20 protein-coding genes are annotated in these 16,861 nt (G+C 59.3%); all 20 read left to right on the forward strand.

The genetic code is table 11. The features are described from left to right. Window positions 1-4 precede the first annotated feature (4 nt). The 20 genes from RTI28_RS16190 (at window position 5) to RTI28_RS16285 (ending at window position 16,855) form a co-directional block, all read left to right on the forward strand. Window positions 5-481, forward strand: a complete 477-nt coding sequence (locus RTI28_RS16190) for a phage virion morphogenesis protein (RefSeq protein ID WP_110970242.1) — start codon at window positions 5-7, stop codon at window positions 479-481. A 234-nt stretch (window positions 482-715) separates the two neighbouring features. Beyond that, a complete protein-coding gene (locus RTI28_RS16195) occupies window positions 716-1,810 on the forward strand; it encodes a peptidase (protein WP_316921386.1) in 1,095 nt (364 codons plus the stop codon). 13 nt (window positions 1,811-1,823) lie between these two features. After that, window positions 1,824-2,747 carry a hypothetical protein gene (locus tag RTI28_RS16200; RefSeq protein WP_316921387.1) on the forward strand — a complete coding sequence of 308 codons (924 nt, stop codon included), beginning with the start codon at window positions 1,824-1,826 and terminating at the stop codon, window positions 2,745-2,747. An 8-nt stretch (window positions 2,748-2,755) separates the two neighbouring features. Then, complete coding sequence (locus tag RTI28_RS16205) at window positions 2,756-3,085, forward strand: hypothetical protein (RefSeq protein WP_316921388.1); 330 nt, start codon at window positions 2,756-2,758, stop codon at window positions 3,083-3,085. After that, window positions 3,082-3,414: a capsid cement protein gene (locus RTI28_RS16210; protein ID WP_316921389.1), complete on the forward strand. Its 333-nt coding sequence runs from the start codon at window positions 3,082-3,084 to the stop codon at window positions 3,412-3,414. The genes RTI28_RS16205 and RTI28_RS16210 overlap by 4 nt, the downstream gene beginning before the upstream one ends. A 2-nt stretch (window positions 3,415-3,416) precedes the next feature. Further along, entirely contained in the window at window positions 3,417-3,851 is a 435-nt protein-coding gene (locus tag RTI28_RS16215) for a DUF1320 domain-containing protein (protein ID WP_316921390.1), read from the forward strand. After that, on the forward strand, window positions 3,848-4,333 hold the full coding sequence (locus RTI28_RS16220; protein ID WP_316921391.1) for a Gp37 family protein: 486 nt from the start codon (window positions 3,848-3,850) through the stop codon (window positions 4,331-4,333). Before RTI28_RS16215 ends, RTI28_RS16220 begins: the two co-directional genes overlap by 4 nt. Beyond that, on the forward strand, window positions 4,330-4,569 hold the full coding sequence (locus tag RTI28_RS16225) for a hypothetical protein (protein WP_316921392.1): 240 nt from the start codon (window positions 4,330-4,332) through the stop codon (window positions 4,567-4,569). The genes RTI28_RS16220 and RTI28_RS16225 overlap by 4 nt, the downstream gene beginning before the upstream one ends. After that, window positions 4,559-5,980, forward strand: coding sequence for a phage tail sheath subtilisin-like domain-containing protein (locus RTI28_RS16230; protein ID WP_316921393.1), 1,422 nt, complete (start codon window positions 4,559-4,561; stop codon window positions 5,978-5,980). The genes RTI28_RS16225 and RTI28_RS16230 overlap by 11 nt, the downstream gene beginning before the upstream one ends. Then, on the forward strand, window positions 5,981-6,505 hold the full coding sequence (locus tag RTI28_RS16235; protein ID WP_316921394.1) for a phage major tail tube protein: 525 nt from the start codon (window positions 5,981-5,983) through the stop codon (window positions 6,503-6,505). Window positions 6,506-6,668: 163 nt separating this feature from the next. Further along, window positions 6,669-7,007 carry a phage tail assembly protein gene (locus RTI28_RS16240; RefSeq protein ID WP_316921395.1) on the forward strand — a complete coding sequence of 113 codons (339 nt, stop codon included), beginning with the start codon at window positions 6,669-6,671 and terminating at the stop codon, window positions 7,005-7,007. Between the two features lie 137 nt (window positions 7,008-7,144). Next, window positions 7,145-10,081, forward strand: coding sequence for a phage tail tape measure protein (locus RTI28_RS16245; protein WP_316921396.1), 2,937 nt, complete (start codon window positions 7,145-7,147; stop codon window positions 10,079-10,081). Further along, on the forward strand, window positions 10,081-10,965 hold the full coding sequence (locus RTI28_RS16250; protein WP_316921397.1) for a phage tail protein: 885 nt from the start codon (window positions 10,081-10,083) through the stop codon (window positions 10,963-10,965). Before RTI28_RS16245 ends, RTI28_RS16250 begins: the two co-directional genes overlap by 1 nt. A gap of 2 nt (window positions 10,966-10,967) precedes the next feature. Then, window positions 10,968-11,174 carry a tail protein X gene (locus RTI28_RS16255; protein WP_316921398.1) on the forward strand — a complete coding sequence of 69 codons (207 nt, stop codon included), beginning with the start codon at window positions 10,968-10,970 and terminating at the stop codon, window positions 11,172-11,174. Then, the gene (locus tag RTI28_RS16260; RefSeq protein WP_316921399.1) at window positions 11,162-12,274 is read left to right on the forward strand and encodes a contractile injection system protein, VgrG/Pvc8 family; all 1,113 of its coding nucleotides are present in this window, start codon (window positions 11,162-11,164) and stop codon (window positions 12,272-12,274) included. The genes RTI28_RS16255 and RTI28_RS16260 overlap by 13 nt, the downstream gene beginning before the upstream one ends. After that, window positions 12,271-12,804 carry a phage baseplate assembly protein V gene (locus RTI28_RS16265; RefSeq protein ID WP_316921400.1) on the forward strand — a complete coding sequence of 178 codons (534 nt, stop codon included), beginning with the start codon at window positions 12,271-12,273 and terminating at the stop codon, window positions 12,802-12,804. The genes RTI28_RS16260 and RTI28_RS16265 overlap by 4 nt, the downstream gene beginning before the upstream one ends. Before the next feature lie 60 nt (window positions 12,805-12,864). Further along, window positions 12,865-13,242, forward strand: a complete 378-nt coding sequence (locus RTI28_RS16270) for a GPW/gp25 family protein (RefSeq protein ID WP_316921401.1) — start codon at window positions 12,865-12,867, stop codon at window positions 13,240-13,242. Beyond that, window positions 13,226-14,347, forward strand: a complete 1,122-nt coding sequence (locus RTI28_RS16275) for a baseplate J/gp47 family protein (protein ID WP_316921402.1) — start codon at window positions 13,226-13,228, stop codon at window positions 14,345-14,347. The genes RTI28_RS16270 and RTI28_RS16275 overlap by 17 nt, the downstream gene beginning before the upstream one ends. Continuing rightward, window positions 14,340-14,921, forward strand: coding sequence for a phage tail protein (locus RTI28_RS16280; RefSeq protein WP_316921403.1), 582 nt, complete (start codon window positions 14,340-14,342; stop codon window positions 14,919-14,921). The genes RTI28_RS16275 and RTI28_RS16280 overlap by 8 nt, the downstream gene beginning before the upstream one ends. Further along, window positions 14,921-16,855: a hypothetical protein gene (locus tag RTI28_RS16285; protein ID WP_316921404.1), complete on the forward strand. Its 1,935-nt coding sequence runs from the start codon at window positions 14,921-14,923 to the stop codon at window positions 16,853-16,855. The genes RTI28_RS16280 and RTI28_RS16285 overlap by 1 nt, the downstream gene beginning before the upstream one ends. The last annotated feature ends 6 nt before the right edge of the window (window positions 16,856-16,861 follow it).

The raw sequence follows: 16,861 nt of genomic DNA on the forward strand, positions 1-16,861 counted from the left end.
TGAAGTGTTCACAGTCGAACTGGATCATCAGCGCCTGCAGGCTGCACTGAGTAAAGTTGAATGGGCGGTCGGTGACTTGGCGCCGCTGATGCGGGGCATCGCTGCAGAGTTGCTGAGTCAGACAGAAGAAAACTTCGACGAGGAAGGGCGTCCCGAGTGGCAGAGCCTGTCCGATGTCACAACCGCGCGGCGCGAGAAGAACGGCAACTGGCCTGGTCAGATCCTGCAGGTCAGCGGTGCAGGCTTGGCCAGCTCGATCACTACGCAAGCAACGGACAGCTCTGCGCTTGTGGGCAGCAACAAGCCTTATGCCGCCATGATGCAGTTCGGTGGCACCCAGTCGGACTTCCCGCACCTGTGGGGTGACATTCCAGGTCGTCCATATTTGCCGATGAACACTGAGGGAGATCTGCAGCCTGAGGCCGAGGAAGCCATCCTGGATCTCGCCCTCGCGCACCTGGAAAAGGCCGCCCGCCAGTAGCGGCCACAGGAGCGACGAAACGGTTCGGGCGCTCCGGTTCATCCTGCAAAGGCCTGGCAGCGCTGACGAATGCTTTACAGCGCTTTATAAAGCCAAGTCTGAATGCTATCCCGCTCCGCGTTTCCCGCCTCTGACTATTCCAGTCGCATCCGCACTCTTTAAACCCGATTAAAAGTCAGTCCGCCAACGGCAGGTCAGGCTGTGCGCATCGTCATCAAACGCAGCGCACAGCTCATGAAACCACTGCACATTTTCAAGCCCGGCAAGCACGTCGCCATGAGCGGTGACAGCTTCAGCTTCAGCGAATCGGACCTGACGGCCACAGTCCTGGCCTACGATCCTGCCCGACATGAAGCGCCCCTGGTGATCGGTCACCCCAGACACGACGCACCAGCGGCGGGCTGGGTTCAATCGCTCAGTGCCAGCAACGAAGGGTTGATCGCCACCCCCACGCAAGTTGACCCGGCGTTCGCCGACCTGGTGGGCAAAGGCAGCTTCAAGAAAATCTCCGCCTCCTTCTATCACCCGGACGCCCCGAACAACCCCGTCCCCGGCGTGTACTACCTGCGCCATGTCGGCTTCCTCGGCGCACAGCCGCCAGCGGTGAAAGGCCTGCGGCCCATCGAGCTGGCCGATGGCGAAGAAGGTGTCATCGAGTTCGGCGATTTCGGTCACGAAACCAGCGCGTCCCTGTGGCGCCGGCTGCGTGACTTCCTGATCGGTGATCGCGGCCTGGAGGTCGCCGACCAGGTGATCCCTGACTGGCAGATCAACAGCCTCGCCGAAGCTGCGCGTGAGCACGACCCACGACCGTCCTTTTCAGAACCCGCCCGATCCATCACAGAGGAATCCAATGTGACGCCCGAAGAAATCACCGCCATGCAGGCGGAAAACGACCGCCTCAAAGGCCAGGTCAAGCAGCACCAGGAACAGAGCCGCAAAGCCCGCCTGGAGGGTATCCATCAGAGCCATGTCGCCTTCGCCGAAGGCCTGGTCAGCGAAGGTCGTCTGCTGCCCAAGCATGCTCCCGCGTTGATCGCAGCCCTGGATTTCGCCGAGTCCAACGACAAGCCCTTGGAGTTCGGCGAGGGCGACGAACGACAGCCGGTCACCACTGGCCTCAAGGCGATCTTCAGCGACCTACCCAAGCAGATCGACTTCGCCGAGAAGGCCAGCAAGGAGCGCCACGGCGGTGGCTCGGTGAAGGCCGACCTGGAGTTCGCCGAGAAGAACACCGACCCCGACCGCCTGGACCTGCACCAGCGTGCAACCGCCCTGGCCGCCGAGAAAAACATTTCCTACGAGCAGGCTGTCCGCCAGCTCATCTGATCGAGGAGCCACCATGGCAGATCGTTTGAAGCAAGTCCGGGTTGTCGATCCGGTACTGACCAACCTTGCACGGGGGTACCGCAACGCCCAATTCATCGGCGAAGCGCTGTTCCCGATTGCACCGATGGACAAGGAGGCCGGCACTATCCCGCTGTTCGGCAAAGAAGCGTTCGAGCTTTACGACACAGAACGTGCAATCCGGGCGCAGTCCAACATCATGAACCCTGACGATGTTGATGGACTGGACGTAGTGCTGCGTGAGCATGACATCGCTTACCCGGTCGATTACCGGGAACAGAACGAGGCGATGTTCGATGCCCAGGCACGCGCTTCGCGCCGTGTCGTCGATGTCATTGACCTGCGTCGCGAGGTCGCCTGCGCGAAGCTCGCACAGAACCCCGGCACCTACTTGGCGGGCGCGAAGGTCACCCTGGCTGGCAACAGCCAGTGGAGCAATGGCGGTGGTGACCCGGTAGCGGATGTCGAGCGTGGCAAGGAAGTGATCCGCAGTCGTATCGGCATTCGCCCGAACACTATCACCATGGGTGCTTCGGCCTACGCATCGCTCAAGTTCCATCCGAAGTTGCAGGAAGCCCTGGGCAGCAATGAGCGCAAACTGATCACCCTCGAGCACCTCAAGGTGCTGTTCGGTATCAACGACATCCATATCGGTGAGGCGCTCGCCAACACCAACTCGGTGGGTGATATCTGGACCGACACCCTGCAACTGGCCTATGTCGCCAAACCACAGGGTGGCTCCCAAACCAACTACGAAGACCCGAGCTTCGGCTACACCCTGCGCCGCAAGGGTATGCCGGAGATCGACACCTTCGACGGGGCCGGCGGCAAGCTCCACTTCGTGCGTAACACCGACATCTACAAGGCCGTCGTCGTCGGCGCCGATGCCGGCTACCTGATCTCCGACATCAACGGCTGAGGTGAAACATGGCTGCGAAATCCACCCCCCAAGACCAGGAACAGAAACCCGAGGCTGGCCAAGGCCAGGTGCCGAAAACGGCCCAGGCCTCTGATACATCGGGAGCGGGCGCCACTGATCAGCAAGCCTCGGCCAGCGGCGGTGCGACCAAAGCCCCCGAGCCCGAACCCGAACCCGAACCTGAGCCCGCAACGCGCGGCTATCAAGTCACTACCCAAAGTGATGTGCTGCTCGATGGCCAGTTGTACACCGCTGGCGCCGAGCTTCTGCTGCTCGATGCCGTGGCGTTGCCTCTGCTGAAAAACGGCTGCATCAAGCCGAAGGAAGGTATCCAGTGAAGACCAAACAGACTGTGCTCACTACCTCATTGCTGGCCCTGGTCGATCTGCCACGTCACCGCTTCGCCGGTCTGGGCGGCGGCCTGTGCGCTGCAGGCGCAAAGTCTCTGGGCTCGGTTGCGGCGGATACCGAAGCCGGTAACGCGGCTCCGGTCGATGTCCTGGGCATCTGCCTTGTCTCTGCAGGCGGGGCTATCGCGGCGGGTGCCGAAGTCGAGTCGGACGCGACTGGTCGTGCCGTCGTGCACGCAGCAGGTATCAGCAACGGCACTGCCCTGGATGCCGCGACTGCAGCGGGTGACATCATCCGCATCGTGCGCGGTATCTGACCATGCGCTACTGCACCCGCAATGACATTGGCCGGGCGATCCCGGAGCTGACGTTGATCCAGCTTTCGAATGATGACCCTGCAGCCCAGGAGCCTGATGAAGGCGTGATCGAGGACGGTATTCGCCAGGGCGAAGAAATGGTGGATGGTTACCTGCGTGGCCGCTACGACCTGCCGCTGGACCCGGTGCCAACCGTATTGCGGGATGCAGTGGTGCTGTTGGCCAGGCATTGGCTCTATCAGCGCAGGCCAGAGGGTTCGATGCCGGACGCGGTCAAGGACAGCCGCAAAGACACCATCAAGTTGCTGGAGAGCATCCGCGATGGCGTTGTCACCCTCGGTATGCCTGGAGGCCAGGCGGCTCCCGAGCCCGGTGAGATCCGCGTCCGCTCGCGCCACCAGCAATTCGGTGACGACGTTTGGAGTGGCTACCGATGATCCCGAAAACCCAAACCGCCATGCTGCAGGACGCATTGCTCGCGCGCCTGCAGGAGCACTTTACGGGGGAACTCTCGGTTGAGTTGTTTCCAGAAGCACCTGGGGGCTACCGACTGAATCATCCGAGAGGCGCCATCCTTGTGGCTTACGGTCGCAGCAAATTCGGCGAATCCGATGCAACAGATGCGGTGTTCCAAGAGCGTCAGTTGGTTTTTCGCTTCACGCTTGTGTTCCGCCAGCTCAACGGCAAGGACGGGGTGACCAGTTACTTGGACCGTATTCGGGAGAGCATCACCGGCTGGCTTCCACCGCATTGCGATCGCCCATGCCAGCCCATTTCTGAGCAGTTTCTGGGGCACGTCCAGGGCGTATGGCAATACGCCCTGGACATCACAACCCGCGCTACGCAAATCCAGTTTGTCGCCCCAAGCAATGGCCCGTTCCTCACCCGCGCAGAATTTGAAAATGAGGGCTTTCAATGAAACTCACACGCTACCGCTACACCGGCCCGCAAAGCGCGGCTTGTCTGCGAGTCTCCCCCGGCAATCTGCTCGACGTTCAGTTGCTGCCAGGCCAGCCGGTCGAACTCCCTGCTGAACATGACTACACCCGCGTGCTGCTGGAACTGGGGCACCTGGTGCCTGAACCCGCAGCCACCAAACCCGCGAAGCCAGGTGCAAGCGGGAAGGACGAAGGAGATCAAGCCAATGGCAGCTAACTACCTGCACGGCATCGAAACGACGGAGGTCGAACGCGGCCCCCGCGCGATCCGCGTCGTCAAATCGGCGGTCATCGCGCTGATCGGCACTGCGCCGACCGGGCCGGTGAAGAAGCTGACGCTGTCGCTCAACGACATCGACGGCGCCCAGTTTGGCGGTCACCTGCCAGGCTTCAGCATTCCAGAGGCGCTGGATGGCATCTACGACTTCGGCGCAGGCACTGTCCTGGTCTACAACGTGCTCGATCCGGCGGTGCATCGCACCAGCGTTCCTGGTGTAGCTGGACAGTTCGCTGATAACGACCGCCTGCAGTTGGATCATGGGGCTCTGCAGATACTGACGCTGAAATCCGATGATGGCAGCGCCTCTTACGTCCTGGGGACTGACTACACCGTCGATATGCTCAGCGGCCTTGTGCAACGTATCAGTACGGGCGGCATCGCGATCAATGGCAAAGTGAAGATCGACTATGCCTATGCCGACCCTACCAAGGTCACTCCTACAGACATCATCGGCGCAGTGTCGGTAGCTGGCCAGCGCAGCGGGTTGCTGGCTTTCCAGGACAGCTACAACGAGTTTGGCTTTTTCCCGAAGATCTTCATCGCACCGGGTTTCAGTACGCTCAACGCTGTCAGCGTAGAACTGATCGCCTCGGCGACCAAGGTCGGTGGTGTCACTTACATCGATGCGCCCATTGGCACCACGGTGCAACAGGTCATCGCTGGGCGCGGCCCTGCCGGCGCTATCAACTTCAATACCAGCAGCGACCGAGTTCGCCTGTGCTATCCGCACGTCAAGGTCTATGACGCCGTAAGTGGTGAGCGCTTGCAGCCGCTGTCGATCCGCGCAGCAGGCCTGCGGGCGAAGGTTGATAACGACAACGGCTACTGGTGGAGCAGCTCCAACAAGGAACTGATGGGCGTGATCGGCCTTGAGCGACCGTTGACGGCGCGTATCGATGACGCCGGCAGCGAAGTGAACTTGCTGAATGAAAACGGCATCACCACGGTGTTCAACTCGTTCGGCACGGGCCTGCGTCTGTGGGGCAACCGCACGGCGGCCTGGCCAACCGTGACCCACATGCGCAACTTCGAAAACGTGCGTCGGACCAAGGACGTCATCGACGAGTCGATCCGCTACAGCTCGCTGCAGTTCGTGGATCAGCCCATCACCGACTCGCTGATCGAGAGCATCACGGAGAGCGTCAATCAGCACATGCGCAAACTGGTCGGTGACCAGGCGTTGATCGGTGGCGAGTGCTGGTATGACCCGGCCCGCAACCCACAGACCGAGCTGGAGCTGGGGCACATGCTGTTCAACTACAAACTCACCGTGCCGCTGCCGTTCGAACGGGGCACCTTCGAAACCGAAATCACCGGGGAATATCTCGTCAACCTGGGGGCCTCCTAAATGACAGGGTTTAGCGCACATCGCATCACCAATGCGTCGGTCTACCTGGACGGCAACAGCTTCTTCGGGCGCGTCGAAGAAATCGACCTCGGCACGGTCAAGTCCGTGATGAGCGACTTTCAGGGCTTGGGAATGGTCGGCCTGATCGAGCTGCCGGACGGCATCGACAAGCTCGAAGGCAAGATCGTCTGGAACAGCCTGTACTACGACGCGGCCAAGCGCTTCGCTACGCCGTTCAAGACGGTGCAGTTGCAGCTCCGGTCGAACGTCCAGGTCTTCAACAGCGCCGGCCTGGTGGACGAGATGCCACTGGTCACGCTGATGACCGTGATGTTCAAGGAGTACCAGTTGGGGACGTACAAGCCGCGCGACCCGACGAAGTTCGAATCGCCGTTCTCGGCGATCTACGTGCGCCAGGTGCTCAATGGCAGCGAGGTGGTGTTGCTGGACTACCTGGCCAACATCTTCAAAGTCGGCGGCCAGGATCAACTGGCCAAGTACAGAAAAAATATTGGGCAAGCGTAGTCAGGAAACGCTTCATGGATGAAGCTGCCAGGATGGCAATGCAAGCCCCGCGAAAATGCGGGGCTTGCTCTTTAAACCCGATTAAAAGTCAGCACCACGACCAGGTGTGATGCTCAGGGCTCTTTCAGAGCAACCGATCAGACCGATCAACCTGGAGCATCAAATGGCCGCCCCCCTCAGCATTACCCTCAAATTCCCCTTCACTAACGCTGCTGGTGAGCTGATTACCACGCTGCCTATCAAACGCCTCAAGCGTAAAGACTTGGCGGCTGCCCATTCCTACGCCAAAGGCGAAGTGGCCCAGGAGGACTTCATTTTCGCCAGGATGACCGGCCTGACCATGGAGGACATTGGGGAACTCGACATCGCCGATGCCAAGGTAGTGACCGAGGTGTTTCGGGGAATCGCTGATGGCGGAGACATCGCTGAAGTCCTGGGACGAAGCACTGCTGCTCGTGTTGAGGATGCAGCCATCGGAGATTCGGCGCTTGACCATGACTGAGTACTGGCGCTGGTGCGACGTGTGCGAGCGGGAAATCAACCGCCGCCTCGAAGCCGCCGAAAACATGCGCCATTGATCACCCGACCAGGAGCTGTATAGCTCCCGGTCCTTTTCAAACTCCGGCAGCGTAGCGAATCATGGCAAACGAAATCCTTGTTGGATTGAAGATCGGGGCTGCTGTATCAGGCACGCTGAATGCCGCTTTTGGCTCAGCAAAGTCCGTGGTGCAGCAGCTCGGGCGGGCAACTGACGGGCTCACTGCAAAGCAGAAGCGAATCGGCTCAGAGCTTTCGGACTCGATTGCTCGCGGTGGATCGGGCATCGGACGCCTTCGCCGTGAGTATGATCAAGTCGGTCGAGCAATTGATCAGCTCAGATCCAAACAGGAGCGGCTCAACCTCAGCATCGCACGCTCTGAAACCCTGAAAAACGAACGTGCCGAGCTTCGCGGCGAGGCAATGGAAACGGCAGGGACAGCCGCCGTAGTCGCCGCGCCAGTTGCCAAGGCAGTCGATATCGCGGTTGATTTTCAGGATCTGGTGCGCGACATCGCGATCACCGGAGACTTTGACGAGAAAAAGGAAAAAGGCCTCAGCGATGTAATGCGCGGCGCTGCGCTGCAGTGGAATCAGACCCAAATGGAGGTTGGCAAGGGCGTTGGGGTGCTCATTGCGGGGAGCATCTCTAACGTCAAAGAGCTGGAAGCCTATGCGCCAATCATGGCGAAGTCAGCCACCGCGACTCGGGCATCAATGGATGATCTCGGCGCAGTAGCAATCGCGCTGAACGACAACTTGGGCATCACGTCTACCGGCTTTGAACGGTCGATGAACATGCTGGCCTACGCCGGTAAAAGTGGTCAGTTTGAACTCGCGGACATGGCCAAGTGGTTGCCAAAACTCACACCGCAATTTGCTGCCCTGGGAATTACCGGAGAGCGTGCGGTGGCCGAGATCGGAGCGTCTTTGCAGATTGCGCGCAAAGGTGCAGGTAGCAACGATGAAGCCGCCAACAACTTCATGAACTTCATGAACAAGTTGACCTCGCCCGAAACTACAAAAGCCTTCAAGGATGCAGGTATCGATCTCGAAGATGCGATGAAAAACCATGTTCGTGGAGGCCTCTCTCCGGCAGAGTCGATGATCAGGGTCATCACCAAGTACCTTGGAAGCGATGCGACCGCAGCGGCGGGCAAGTACAAGAAAGCGCTGGACATCAAAGACGATAAGGAGCGCGAGACCGCCCTGACTCGTTTGGATGAGGCCTATAAGTTGAGTGCATTGTTTGCAGATCAACAGGTACTTGCGTTTGTCCGTCCGGCGCTGGCCAACCAGGAGGACAACACGCGCATAAAGCAAGGCAGTAAGGACGCTGCTGATAAAGGTGTGCTGGATTCCGATTGGAAAAAGCGAATGGGCAGCGCCAAGGAGCAACTCAAAGCTCTGACGATTGGGATGACGGACCTGGGCATCGCGGTCGGTACGATTGTTCTGCCCACCATCGTCGACCTGACACAACGAGTTGTGCCGATGGTTCAAACGTTCTCTAAGTGGTCCGAGGAGCATTCGGAACTTGTCGGTGGTGCGATCAAACTTGTGGCCGGGCTTGTCGCGTTGAAGCTCGGTGTTATTGGAATTCGCTATGGCATGAACCTGGGCGCGTCCGCGCTCAACGGTTTTGGCACTGCGCTATCACTGATTTCGGGCCGAATGGCACTTTTCAACAGAGCACTGATTGCCGCACGCTTCGCGCCCTTCATTGCCGGGATCAGAAACCTGGTCGGCATTATTCCAGGGCTGACGTATGTGACCGGGCTTTTCGGCACTGTGCTGGCCGCCACACCGATTGGCTGGATCATTGCCGCTTTTGCTGCGCTCGCCGTTGCCTCGTTCCTTGTTTACCAGCACTGGGATCGGATCAGCGCCTTTTCGTCGGGCTTCTTCACTGGGTTGCTGGAAGGTCTCAAACCGATTGGCGATGCTTTTTCTGCTGCGTTTTCATCCTTGGCACCCTTGTTCTCCGCTGTCGGGCAGATGATCGAACCCATGATCGGTTGGTTCCGCGAGCTGTTCGCGCCGATCAAACTGACATCTGATGAGCTTGGCCATGCGACGACATCCGGCATGAATTTCGGTCTAGCCGTTGGCGGTGTGATCTCGGCATTGTTTACGCCGGCACGGTGGCTGCTTGAGTTCATTGGTGAGATTCCCAAAGCGTTTGAAGGTGGCATCGGCAGTATTGCTGCGCTGATCGCAAACTTCTCTCCCGTAGGCCTGTTCTACCGCGCGTTTGCCGGGGTGCTTGAGTACTTCGGAGTCGAGTTGCCGGCGAAGTTCACCGACTTCGGCGGCATGATTATCTCCGGCCTGGTCAGCGGGATCGGCAATGCGCTCGATGCGGCCAAAGAGTCTGTTATCGCAGTCGGTACTTCTATCAAGACCTGGTTCACCGAAACGCTGGGTATCCAGTCGCCCAGCCGTGTGTTTATCGGCTACGGGGCGAACATCAGCGAAGGTGCGGCTATCGGGATCACCAGTCAGGAGGGGTTGGTTCGACAAGCAGCGCTCGGACTTTCTGGCGTAACCGGCATTGAGCTGGCAGCGCCGAAAATGCTTTCGCCGATGATGCCTGAACCCGTCTTGCCTGAACCGTTGGTGCGATCCCCGCAGTTCGAGTTCGTCCGGCAAACGGCCCCCGTCCTTTTTGAACCTGCCGCCCCGAAACTGCTGTCGCCCATGCCCAAGCCAGGCACGTCTCAACCGCCGGTTCCTAATAATTTGCCGCCAGCGCCGCCTTCCGCAGCGAGCACAACCCAGTGGGCGCCGCGCCCGCCACCCCGCCCTGAGGCGGTGTCTCTCGCAAGCCGAATGGGTGCGGCTTCTGGTGCGGCGACGCAAGACGAAAAGCCTGTGGTCGTTCACTACTCGCCGAAGATCGAGTTGCCTGCCGGCGCCCAGCAACAGCAGGTCGAGCAGGCATTAAGAAGCGGCTATGACGAGTTCGTGCGCTTCATGGAGCGCTTCCAGCACGACCAACGCCGCCGTAGCTACGGTCCTGCGGGAGGATCTGCCTGATGTTTGCAATCCTGGGTGACATTGAATTCACCGTTTCCGGTGGCATCGTCGGGCTGGAGTTGCGATCAGCCGCAGAATGGGCAGAGCACGCGCGCATGAAAGGAAAGCCTCTGCTGGAGTGGATCGGTGAAGGGCTCGATGAGATCAACTTAAGCATCGAGCTTCGTCCGCAGCTCGGAGATCCTGAGGCGCGCTGGAAGGCGCTACGGGAAGCCAAATCCATACATCTACCGCTGGCCCTGGTACTCGGCAATGGTGATTACCTCGGCCCGCAAGTTATTACCGATTTGAGCCTGGCTCATCACCGAATGTCAGCAACCGGCCAGCTTGCCTCGGCTGCCGTGCAACTGAGTTTGCGTGAGTACACCGGAGCGTTCACGCGCAAGATTGTTGCGCCGCCTGCTCTGATCAGCCCTGCAGTAAGCGGCACTACCGCTGCTGCTGCGGGCTCGCCTGGCCTGCTGTCGAAGTTCATGCCTGCCCCAAGCACAACGCAGATGGTCATCGGTCACGCGAAGACGGCTGCAAACATTCTTCAGGCCGGCAAGAACCTGTATGACCAGATTAAAAGCGGCAACGCCTTGATGATCCTCAATCAGGTTCCGCAGATGCTCGGTGTGACGGCCCAGGTCATCGGGCCGCTTGAGGGGCTGACCGAGGCAGCGGGTTTGCTGAAGGACGGTGCGGACCTTGCGAAGATGGGCGAAGACGTGCTGGGCAGTGTGATGGGGGCACGCTCCAGCCTGAACCCGGTCGATCTGGGAAACATCGTCGAGCGCTTCGAAGCATCGCGTGACTCCCTTGGCCAAGCGCTGACCACGATGGACAGCGCAGGCACGCGCCTCGCTGGCCTGGCCGCGCAAGTCATCACCAGGAAAGCCTGATCATGTTCATTCTGCACGTGACAACCGAGGGTGAGCGCTGGGACTCGCTGGCCTGGAAGTACTACGGCGATGCCCACCGGTATCAGCCAATCGCCCAGGCAAACCCACATGTGCCGCTTACCGCTGCATTGCCTGCCGGGCTGACCCTTGCCATTCCAATGCTTGAGCAACAACCGACTACAGAGGATCTCCCACCGTGGATGCGCTGACACCGAACCAGGTGCCTGAGGCTCGCTTCGTACTGAGCTATCAGCACAGCAACATCACGCACGATATCAGCCAGCACTTGTTGTCACTGACGTACTCAGACTACTTGACTGGCCAGGCCGACAGCCTTGACGTCGAGTTGGAAGACACAGAAGGCAAATGGTCCGATGCATGGTATCCAGGCCATGGCGACCTGCTCACCCTGTCGATGGGATGGCAGGGTAAGCCCTTGCGCACCCTGGGCAACTTCGAAATTGACGAGGTTGAGCTGAATGCACCGCCAGCAACGGTCAACATTCGTGCCCTGGGCGCTGGCATCCAGTCCGCCCTGCGCACCACAGAGCACCGCGCCTACGAGAGCACCACGCTCGATGCTGTCGCCAAACAGATCGCGGCTCGTCAGGGGATGGAGCTTGTTGGGCGCATCGAGCCGATCAAACTCGACCGCCTGACCCAGCAGGACTCTGATCTGACGTTTCTGCGCAATCTTGCTGGGGAGTATGACTATGCGTTCAAGGTCACCGGCAAGCGCATGGTGTTCCATTCGATCAGTGACCTGGCCAAGGGCAAGCCGGTAGCCACCCTGGCACTGACAGACCTCGCAAGTGTGCGCCTTCGTGACCAGATCACCGTCGTGCCGCAGAAGGTCGTGGTCAAGCACAAGGAGCCCGCTCAGAAAAAGCTGATCTCCTACGACATCGTGAACGGTGAAACGGTGGCGGTGCCCAGCAGTTCAAGCAAAGCCACAACCAGCGCAGACACAAAGAAGCAGCGCAAGCGAGCTGCATCTGAAGAGATCGCCAAAGCCAAGGCCAAGGCCGACCTTGCGAAAGCAAACAGGGAGCGCACGACTGGCGGCTGGACAGCCATGGGCCGGCCTGAGCTGGTCAGCGGCAACGTCGTGACACTGCGAGCTGCAGGAAAACTGGGTGGCGACTACTTGATCACCGCTGCGCATCACCGAATCACGCGCAGCGGTGGCTATACCATCGACCAGGAAGCCTGCAGGGTCGCAGCGCCCTCGATCTCAATGACTCAACAGAACATACAGCCGGATCTTGCGCTCTCTACCTACGGGCCGCAGCCGGATGTTGTCGCATGAGTGTGGCGTTGGAGTACGGCGAGGTCAGTGCGGTGGACTATTTGACGTGCCGCATCAGGGTGCGCCTGGATGACCGCGATGGTGTCGAGAGCTATTGGCTCAACGTTCCGCAGCGCAACTCGCAAGGGACCAAGCGGCGTCCGTTGATGCCTGAGATCGGCGAGCAGGTGGCGGTGCTGCTGGATGATGACGGTGTTGGCGGGGTGTACCTGGGCGGCGTTTACTCGACCGCTGAGCCGCCACCAATAGTCGATGAAGATACCGACTACGTGCGCTATAGCGATGGAACCGTGGTGAGCTATGACCGGGCTGCTGGGGTGATGAACGTGGAAAATGTGGGCGAACTAGCGGTGAGGTGCGCTCGCGGCGTTACGCTTGAGACTGGCGAACCTGTGATCGTGAAGGCTCCCGCTGTCAACCTTCAGGTACCCCAAGTCACACTGGACGGTAATCTCCAGGTCAATGGCGATATCAGTGCAACAGGCACTGTCATGGATGCAGGTGGAAACTCGAACCACCACTCTCATTAGCCGAGCACTCTTTAAACCCGATTAAAAGCCGGGCTGGCCTGGCTTTCTCATCATTGGCGCATGACTACGCCAACTCCCTACACAAGCATCACCGCCGCCCACTGGCAACCCGCCCTCGGTACATCCGGTGAGGTTGTTCAAGGCCTGCGCGACATCGATCAAGCCATCCGCATCATCCTTGTAACGCCGAAGGGCAGCGATCCGCACCGCCCAGAATTCGGTAGCGACTTGCACCTCTACCTCGACTGGCCAACCCACCAGGTCACTCCGTACCTGGTGCGCGAAACCATAGAAGCAATACGGCGCTGGGAAACCCGCGTGTCCGTCGTTCGTGTCGAAGTCCAGCTTGACGCCGAGCGCATCATTCTCCGCGCTATTTGGCGGGTTGCTGACGGTATCGTCCAGATGACTGAGGTGCCTTATGCGCGATCTACCTAGGCCCGAGTTCGTCAAGTTCGACCCGGCAGGTGTAGAGGCCGATCTGATCGCGCGCTACGAAGCGAAGTCGGGCAAGACACTGTACCCGGCACAGATCGAGCGCCTGTTCATCGATCTGATCGCTTACACGCGGTCGCGCCTGGATATGTCGATTCAGAACGCCGGCGAGCAGCTCCTGGTACGATTCTCTTCCGGTCCGATCCTCGACTACCTGGGCGAGCTTGTGGCAACACCACGGTTGCTTGCCCAACCCGCACGCTGTCAACTGCGCTTCACGATGCCCTCAGTTCGCTCCATTGCGCTGCTCGTCAGTGCCGGCACCCGCGTCAGTACCCAAGATGGGAAGTTGTCCTTCACCACAGACCAGGACGTGCAGATCGCGGCTGGCCAGCTTTCGACTATTGTGAATGCCACCTGCATGACGGCCGGCGCGCAAGGTAACGGCTGGGCGCCTGGTCAGATTAGTGTGATCAGCAATAGCCCGCTGCCGGGGCTGGTAGCAACGAACATCAGCGAAACTGCTGATGCTGCAGATGATGAGGATGATGACCGCTACCGCGAGCGGATCATTCTAGCCCCCGAGGCTTTCAGCAACGCTGGTAGCCGTGGTGCATATCGCTATCACGCGCTGGCAGTGCATCAGTCGATCACCGATGTAGCCGTGCATGGCCCTGATGAAGGCCAGGTAGACGGTCATGTCGCACTCTTTCTGTTGACCAATACCGGGCTGCCTTCCCAATCCATCATCGATCAGGTCAAAGCCCGGTTGAGTGCGGAGAAGGTCCGCCCTTTGTGCGACACAGTGCATGCCTGGGCTTGTACCGAGGTTGCCTACACCATCCGGGCTCGGTTGACCTTCTATGCCACGGCTGAGCAGGCCGACACCCTGGCGGCGGCTCAACAGGCCGCTGAGGCTTACGCCGCACATCGTCGATCAAAGCTCGGTCTTGACCTGGTTCGCGAGCAGTTGACCGCCGCGCTGCAAGTCTCGGGCGTCTATCGGGCGGAGTTGGAACTGCCCAGCGGCTTGCACGAACTTCAGGGCAATGAGTGGGCCAACTGCACCGCTATCGAGTTGATCCCCGAGGGTGTGGCCTATGGCTGAGCAGCAGCTTCCATCAGCTCTGGCCGGAGACGAGCGCTTCTCTTTGTTGGCTGAGCTGCTCGCTGAAAGCATGTCTGACCTCGATCTCAATGCAATGCTCGTCTACCTGGTCGACCTCGTTAAACCCAGGGTACTGCCATTTCTAGCTGATCAGTTCTCACTGCTCGATGAGACAGCATGGCTGCTGGCCGAGTCATCAGACGCTCGACGCAATTTGATCAAGAGCGCCGCCGAGCTGCATCGCTACAAGGGCACGCCCTGGGCGATACGCGAAGTCATCCGGCTGCTCGGTTTCGGCGAAGTCACTCTACAGGAGGGGCTCAGTAATCGTGTCCGGGACGGTTCCATACGACGCGATGGCGAATACGTGCATGGCGATCCATCCGCATGGCCGTGCTACCGAGTATTCCTGCAGCGCCCCCTCACAAATGATCAAGCGGCTCTAGTGCGGCGACTGATGCTGTCAGTTGCACCTGCGCGCTGCCGGCTGGTCTCCCTTGATTTCACAGCAATCGCAATCCGTCACAACGGCTTCGCCAAGCGTGACGGTTATTACAACCGAGGGAGTAGTTAATGGCTGACTTGCCAGAAATCGATGAGTGGGCACCTGGAATTTACCAGTTGGAGACGTCTGACCCGGTTTTAGGTGGGCCAGAAGGAATCGACAACCTGCAGGCCAAGCAGCTTTCTGGGCGAACCCGTTGGCTGCGAGCGCAACTGCAAAAGCTGGTAGATGGAGTAAGCGCTGCAGGAAAGGCGACTCAGCTCGCCACAGCGCGAGTGCTTCGAATTAGGGGCGCAATGACCGGCTCCGCGATGTTCGATGGCTCTAGTGATGCGGATATCGTCGTCACTTTGGCTGATAGCGGTATTGCGGCTGGCACCTATACGAAGGTTACTTTCAACGGGAAAGGGGTCGCGACAAACGGCAGTTCCCCGAGCACCCTTGCCGGATTGGGAATCTCATTTGAGTCGCAGGAAAGGGCCGAGGACGGCACCGGTACCGATAATCCCATGAATGCTGCATTGGTACACTTGGCCGTGGCCAAGGTGCTTTCTAGGTTGTGGCTTGAGGCGACCGAAAGCCTGTATGGGGTGGTTAAGCTTGCCACGCAAGCCGAGGTAGACGCGGGAACCAATGTTGCAAAGACTGTAACGCCATGGACGTTGCAAAAGAAAATTGGCGACCTCTGGAAGCAAGCGACGGAGTCCGTGTTCGGCGTCGTAAGGCTTGCGACAGATGTTGAAGTAATTGATGGAGTTGATGCGGTAAAGGCTGTTACTCCGCTGACCTTGCAAAAGAAGTTCGACGGTCTCTGGAAGCAAGCGACGGAATCAACGTTTGGCGTGACCCGTCTCGCCACCCGGGAAGAGGCCATCGCTGGCGCAGACGACACGAGGGCGATCACGCCGCTCAAGCTTGCGGTCGCACTTGGAACTCTGCTGAAACAAGCAACAGAGCAGGAGTACGGCGTCACAAAGCTTGCCACGCAAGCCGAGGTAGACGCGGGAACGAACTTGGTAAAGACCGTAACGCCATGGACGTTGCAAAAGAAAATCGGCGACCTCTGGAAGCAAGCGACGGAGTCTGTGTTCGGCGTCGTAAGGCTTGCGACAGATGTGGAGGTAATTGATGGAGTTGATGCGGTAAAGGCTGTTACTCCGCTGACGCTGCAAAAGAAGTTCGACGGTCTCTGGAAGCAAGCGACGGAATCAACGTTTGGCGTGACCCGTCTTGCCACCCAGGAAGAGGCCAACGCTGGCGCAGACGACACGAGGGCGATCACGCCGCTCAAGCTTGCGGTCGCACTTGGAACTCTGCTGAAACAAGCAACAGAGCTGGAGTACGGCGTCACAAAGCTTGCCACGCAAGCCGAGGTAGACGCGGGAACGAACTTGGTAAAGACCGTAACGCCATGGACGTTGCAAAAGAAAATCGGCGACCTCTGGAAGCAAGCGACGGAGTCCGTGTTCGGCGTCGTAAGGCTTGCGACAGATGTGGAGGTAATTGATGGAGTTGATGCGGTAAAGGCTGTTACTCCGCTGACGCTGCAAAAGAAGATCGGCTTCCTCTGGAAGCAAGCGACGGAATCAACGTTTGGCGTGGCCCGTCTTGCCACCCAGGAAGAGGCCAACGCTGGCGCAGACGACACGAAGACGATCACGCCGCTCAAGCTTCGCTACGGTTTTTCAGTCTCGTTTACTTCTCGTGGCCACATAGCACTGCCGTCTTGGCTCGGCGGCCTAATCGTGAATTGGGGTCTTGAGACTGACATCGCGGTGGCTACTGACAGTCCCGGCTCTGTCGGTCCTACTCGCGACGCAACGATGTCGCTTGCATTTCCGAGTCAGAGCTTGGGCGTCCTCTGTTCGATGGCATTCCACAGCATGGCAACGCCATCAGCTAGGGCCCCAGGAGCGACAGCAATTTCAAACTCTGTTGTGCGCGTGCAAAACAACTACACAGCCTCCCCTGGCAGCATCTTCTGGATCGCCTTGGGCAATTAAGGAATC

It is taken from the genome of Pseudomonas sp. zfem002 (genome assembly GCF_032621685.1).
GTDB lineage: Bacteria > Pseudomonadota > Gammaproteobacteria > Pseudomonadales > Pseudomonadaceae > Aquipseudomonas > Aquipseudomonas japonica.

What these genes read in the sequence shown, in the direction of transcription:
- RTI28_RS16195 (WP_316921386.1), top strand. Translation starts at nt 716, where the DNA reads ATGAAACCACTGCACATTTTCAAGCCCGGCAAGCACGTCGCCATGAGC.
- RTI28_RS16200 (WP_316921387.1), top strand. Translation starts at nt 1,824, where the DNA reads ATGGCAGATCGTTTGAAGCAAGTCCGGGTTGTCGATCCGGTACTGACC.
- RTI28_RS16205 (WP_316921388.1), top strand. Translation starts at nt 2,756, where the DNA reads ATGGCTGCGAAATCCACCCCCCAAGACCAGGAACAGAAACCCGAGGCT.
- RTI28_RS16215 (WP_316921390.1), top strand. Translation starts at nt 3,417, where the DNA reads ATGCGCTACTGCACCCGCAATGACATTGGCCGGGCGATCCCGGAGCTG.
- RTI28_RS16220 (WP_316921391.1), top strand. Translation starts at nt 3,848, where the DNA reads ATGATCCCGAAAACCCAAACCGCCATGCTGCAGGACGCATTGCTCGCG.
- RTI28_RS16225 (WP_316921392.1), top strand. Translation starts at nt 4,330, where the DNA reads ATGAAACTCACACGCTACCGCTACACCGGCCCGCAAAGCGCGGCTTGT.
- RTI28_RS16230 (WP_316921393.1), top strand. Translation starts at nt 4,559, where the DNA reads ATGGCAGCTAACTACCTGCACGGCATCGAAACGACGGAGGTCGAACGC.
- RTI28_RS16235 (WP_316921394.1), top strand. Translation starts at nt 5,981, where the DNA reads ATGACAGGGTTTAGCGCACATCGCATCACCAATGCGTCGGTCTACCTG.
- RTI28_RS16240 (WP_316921395.1), top strand. Translation starts at nt 6,669, where the DNA reads ATGGCCGCCCCCCTCAGCATTACCCTCAAATTCCCCTTCACTAACGCT.
- RTI28_RS16245 (WP_316921396.1), top strand. Translation starts at nt 7,145, where the DNA reads ATGGCAAACGAAATCCTTGTTGGATTGAAGATCGGGGCTGCTGTATCA.
- RTI28_RS16250 (WP_316921397.1), top strand. Translation starts at nt 10,081, where the DNA reads ATGTTTGCAATCCTGGGTGACATTGAATTCACCGTTTCCGGTGGCATC.
- RTI28_RS16255 (WP_316921398.1), top strand. Translation starts at nt 10,968, where the DNA reads ATGTTCATTCTGCACGTGACAACCGAGGGTGAGCGCTGGGACTCGCTG.
- RTI28_RS16265 (WP_316921400.1), top strand. Translation starts at nt 12,271, where the DNA reads ATGAGTGTGGCGTTGGAGTACGGCGAGGTCAGTGCGGTGGACTATTTG.
- RTI28_RS16270 (WP_316921401.1), top strand. Translation starts at nt 12,865, where the DNA reads ATGACTACGCCAACTCCCTACACAAGCATCACCGCCGCCCACTGGCAA.
- RTI28_RS16275 (WP_316921402.1), top strand. Translation starts at nt 13,226, where the DNA reads ATGCGCGATCTACCTAGGCCCGAGTTCGTCAAGTTCGACCCGGCAGGT.
- RTI28_RS16280 (WP_316921403.1), top strand. Translation starts at nt 14,340, where the DNA reads ATGGCTGAGCAGCAGCTTCCATCAGCTCTGGCCGGAGACGAGCGCTTC.
- RTI28_RS16285 (WP_316921404.1), top strand. Translation starts at nt 14,921, where the DNA reads ATGGCTGACTTGCCAGAAATCGATGAGTGGGCACCTGGAATTTACCAG.